5 protein-coding genes are annotated in these 4,328 nt (G+C 50.1%); 1 reads left to right on the top strand and 4 read right to left on the bottom strand.

Going from position 1 to position 4,328, the window contains the following annotated elements:
* Both WCI03_15095 and WCI03_15100 read right to left on the bottom strand, forming a co-directional pair.
* A partial coding sequence (locus tag WCI03_15095; GenBank protein ID MEI8141178.1) for a biotin attachment protein occupies positions 1–1,427 on the bottom strand: 1,427 nt, incomplete at its 3' end.
* Between the two features lie 4 nt (positions 1,428–1,431).
* On the bottom strand, positions 1,432–1,725 hold the full coding sequence (locus tag WCI03_15100) for an OadG family protein (GenBank protein ID MEI8141179.1): 294 nt from the start codon (positions 1,723–1,725) through the stop codon (positions 1,432–1,434).
* Between the two features lie 27 nt (positions 1,726–1,752).
* Between WCI03_15100 and WCI03_15105 the strand changes: the two genes are divergently transcribed.
* Positions 1,753–2,487 (top strand): biotin--[acetyl-CoA-carboxylase] ligase, encoded by a 735-nt coding sequence (locus WCI03_15105; GenBank protein ID MEI8141180.1) that lies wholly within the window; start codon positions 1,753–1,755, stop codon positions 2,485–2,487.
* Here WCI03_15105 and WCI03_15110 read toward each other — a convergent pair.
* Together WCI03_15110 and WCI03_15115 are read right to left on the bottom strand one after the other, a co-directional pair.
* A complete protein-coding gene (locus WCI03_15110) occupies positions 2,451–3,074 on the bottom strand; it encodes a hypothetical protein (protein MEI8141181.1) in 624 nt (207 codons plus the stop codon). The genes WCI03_15105 and WCI03_15110 overlap by 37 nt on opposite strands.
* Before the next feature lie 291 nt (positions 3,075–3,365).
* Positions 3,366–4,262, bottom strand: a complete 897-nt coding sequence (locus tag WCI03_15115; protein MEI8141182.1) for a hypothetical protein — start codon at positions 4,260–4,262, stop codon at positions 3,366–3,368.
* Positions 4,263–4,328: the final 66 nt, after the last annotated feature.

The raw sequence follows: 4,328 nt of genomic DNA on the forward strand, positions 1-4,328 counted from the left end.
GGGGAGGGGGAGGGGGAGTCAACGATTTTCCGAATACCCAGCGCCCCTTTACCCTGGAGGAAGGCGATACCTTTTTCCTGACATGTGGCAGCAATAAAAATATTCTCATCGGATATTTCGGTAATTCCGCTCGCGGTCAGCATGGCTTTCGCGGCTACAATTCCCTTTTCGGGATTACGGTCATTGATATCAAGGGGATGTTCCGTGGTCGGATTGAGTTTAAGCTGTTCAGAGGCGAGTTGGATAATCTCCGGGTCGGCAGGAACGGGCGTTTTGCCAAAGTAACCGAGCACCATTTTCCCATAACCCTCAGCAATTTTCTTCCATGGCCCAAACATGACGTTATTGAAAGCCTGCTGGAAGTAGAACTGTGAAACCGGAGTTACAGAGGTTCCATAGCCACCCCGCCGGACGACTTCACCCATGGCACGGATACAATCCATATATTTATCCATCTGGTGGTTATCACGTAACATCTGGGTATTGGCCGTGAGAGCTCCCCCCGGCATCGGGGCCCAGGGAATCAGAGGCTCGACCGCCTTGGCTTCCGGAGGCATGAAATAGTCGGCCAGACATTCACCCAGGACTTTCTCGGCAATCAATACTTTATCAATATCCACATCCAACTCGAAGTTCGTGCCGCGCAGGGCATGCCACAGGGTGGCGATATCCGGCTGGCAGGTTCCTCCTGAGATAGGCGCCATCGAGAGATCAACCTGATCGGCACCCGCTTCAATTGCGGCCTTGTAACAGGTGGTTCCGCAGCCGGCTGTTTCATGGGTATGAAAGACAAGCTTAGTGTTTTCTGGCAGCAGGCGCCTTGCCATACCGATCGCATCGTACACTTTTTGTGGCGTTGCGGTGCCCGAAGCATCTTTGAAGCAAACGCTGTTGAAAGGGATACCAGCTTTCAGAATATCCGCAAGACAGTTCTGATAAAACTCCACGGTGTGTGCCCCAACACAGCCGGGAGGCAGTTCCATCAGGGTAACCACGATCTCATGGTTTAGCCCGGCTTCATGGATGCATTGCCCGGAATAGATGAGATTATTGACATCGTTCAGGGCGTCAAAATTACGAATGGTCGTAATGCCGTGTTTTTTGAACAATTGAGCATGTAATTTAATGATGTCTCGCGGCTGGGAATCTAGCCCTACGACATTGATCCCACGCGAGAGAGTTTGCAAATCGGCATCCGGCCCGGCGACCTGCCGGAACCGATCCATCATGTCAAAAGCGTTTTCGCGGCAGTAGAAAAAGAGGGATTGGAATGTGGCCCCGCCACCAGCCTCGAAGTGAGTCATGCCAGCGTCGCGGCACGCATGAATCGCTGGAATGAAGTCATTAGTCAATACGCGGGCTCCGAAGGCGGACTGGAATCCGTCGCGGAAGGTCGTGTTCATGACATGGATGATTTTGGAAGCCATTGAATTATTTCCTTTGCTTGGCGCGGATGGCAGCAAGTATTACCGCAATTTCGGGTTCAGCACATGGTCCCGTTGCGGTGACAGCAAGAGTCACAGTAGCATCAGGGAAATGATGACCAAAACGAATAAAGAAAGCGGCAAGCCGATTCATGATATAGATCATTAACATCAGGAAGGAAAAAACCATCCCCATGCCCAGGAGCATCAATACGAGTCCTTGCCCAATTAATGTGTCCATTAAAACTCCCTTTTGATTAAAAATTGTTGTAAAGACAGGAACTCTATAAGGATTATTCACGTGCATGACCAGTTAAAACAGGAACATATGTCCTTACAATTCCAAGTTCAGTGGTTTGACGAAGTAGACTCCACTAATACCCGTTTACTGGAGCAGGCTCGCCTCGACACCGCGTTACCATCAGGAACAGTCTGGGCAGCCAGAACACAAACGGAGGGACGGGGCAGAATGGATCGAAAATGGGTTTCTTCCTCAAGCGGCAATCTGCTCTTTTCCTTGTATCACCGTACCACCGCCGGATTATTCCGGTTACCATCCCTGACCATGGCGATGTCTATCGCAATCGACGAAATGCTCCATCATTTCAATATTTATTCTAACCTTAAGTGGCCCAATGACATTCAGGTCAATGGGCGTAAAATTGCCGGGCTTCTGGCGGAGCGGGCAGGGGATGATGGGGTGGTACTAGGGGTCGGGCTCAATGTCAACATGACCGCAGATAAAATTGCTCAGATCGATCAACCTGCAACTTCTCTACGGAACGAAACGGGTGTTGAGTGGGATGTTGCGGAAACATTACAGATCCTGCTCACCAAACATCTTCCTCTCTGGCTAGCTCGGTGGGATGCAAATGGGTTTTCCGGCTTGCGAGAGCGCTGGATCGAGGGTTGCGGAGGGCTTCATACGCCCGTGGCCGTTCGCGATGGAGTAAACCGCATTCAAGGAACCCTGGCTGGATTCGGAGAAAATGGGGAGTTGTTACTCCGCTTGCCCGACGGCATGGTTCAAACCATTTGGGCAGGGGACGTTGTCACCCCCTGAGCCGCAGGAACCCTGACTTTTAGTTCCACGTGAAGACGACTCATTTTTCGGTAAATTCTCAAACGTCGCAAGACCGGCCACCAACCGTAGAGATAGATGTCGATGGGTTTCCACATTGCAACCCAGCACCCGACCGCCAAGCCTTCGCGTAACCACTCGGCTGTAGTCGAGCTGGGAAACTCCTGGGTAATCCCTTTACTAAGGGTGAGGCATAGTGCCATGAATGCGATGCCGATGATCAGGCTAATCTGGCCTGTTCTCATGAGCTGGCGAAGTTCACGCCGGGTCGTATCAGCCTTACTTTGGAAGAAATTGCGAGCCGCAAGCTCCGTAAACCGGCGCGGGTCAGGCCCGCCGAGTACCGGCGGCTGTTCCAAATGTACTACCAAGGTGATGGGCGTATTTACCGGAAATTCAAGTGCCCACCCTTCAATAAATGATTCAGCATCGTCTGCCAGATCCTTATCGATAAACGGCGAAGGATCCATCGAATTAAAGAGCTGACTTAAATCACGGATCCTGAGTTGTACGATGGCGGACTCACCTGTTTTTTTACTACTTATAATCGTTTTGCGTTTCTCGTACATGTTTTTGTTCTAAACTTTTTTTTATTCTAAACCTTTTGGGTTTAGATTTCAATGCTCAACCTCATGATCGATTTAATGCAAAATTTTTAAGCGAGCTGCACGCCTGCCGCGAACTCCTTCATTCATGCCTTTTAACAGTCTATGACAGGTTATGAACAACGTCGCATAATATATCTTATGTCTACTACAGAGGGGCGAGAAATCCTGAAATTCCTAAGGATTGCTCAAATTATCGGAATTCAGGGGTTTGGCGGTTAATCGGACTTCCCTGCCAGATGCAAGGAGTTATCATCAAGGATTCATCTGGTAGACTTGCTTGGTCAGTTTGCCACCACGCTCGACTTCCAGAACGATCGCATTCAACGAGTCTTTAAGGAACTGATCGATGAAAGATTCGGCCCGACGCCGATGCGTCATGGGGACGGAATTGACCGCCCGAACGATGTCACCTTGCTGAAGCCCTACAGCGTAAAAAAAGTCTTCCTCACCTTCGAGACCAACGACATATCCGGTGATCTTATTCTTCTCATCACGGACCGGTTTCATCGTGTCAAAAACCGCCACCATCCGGTCGGGTTCATCCAGCAATTCCTGATAGTAATCCAGAAGTGGTTTTCGACTGAACTGCCATCGATTATCCTGAACCTTGGCGCAGCCAAACCTGTTGGTTCCTCCAGTAGCGGTAACAAGTTGATTGCTGACCACTGACACATTTCCGGTCTGAGATTGTCCGGCAAACTCCATCCAAATATCTTTTGATCCCGACGGGGTATCCAGGATGACATGATCATAGAAGATTTTTTTAATCGTCACATCGTCCAGGCGATCTCCCTCGGCCACAATGAACTGGTCATGCTTCAAGGTATCATCCAAAATTGCCTTAGGTTGTGCTACCCCCAACCCTTCAATTGAAAAAGTTCCGGCGAGTCTGAAGCGATCAAAGGATGATCCGCCGGTTACAGCCCTGGATGATTTATCCGGGCGAGCTTGCATGGCATTCCAGAATTCGCCTGTGAGGCTGATCCGAATGGGAGTCACTACCGTCCCCGGCGTTTGGAGTGACATGGGAACAGCTTCAGGCGCGAAACTTCCTGTATGGTAGAAATAAAGAGCAAGCAAGGAGCTTGCTGAGACGGTCAGACCGATCGTCCACTTGGCAACATTCTGATATCGAAAGGCAGAGGGCATAAGCCGGCTTTTGTTTCCCGCGAACGGGATCAGTCATTTATCTAAGCGATCAACCCGAAACCGCGT

Source organism: bacterium, from assembly GCA_037143175.1.
GTDB lineage: Bacteria > Verrucomicrobiota > Kiritimatiellia > CAIKKV01 > CAITUY01 > JAABPW01.

Coding starts and splice junctions, on each gene's coding strand:
- WCI03_15105 (MEI8141180.1), top strand. CDS start 1,753: ATGTCCTTACAATTCCAAGTTCAGTGGTTTGACGAAGTAGACTCCACT.
- WCI03_15110 (MEI8141181.1), bottom strand. CDS start 3,074: ATGTACGAGAAACGCAAAACGATTATAAGTAGTAAAAAAACAGGTGAG.
- WCI03_15115 (MEI8141182.1), bottom strand. CDS start 4,262: ATGCCCTCTGCCTTTCGATATCAGAATGTTGCCAAGTGGACGATCGGT.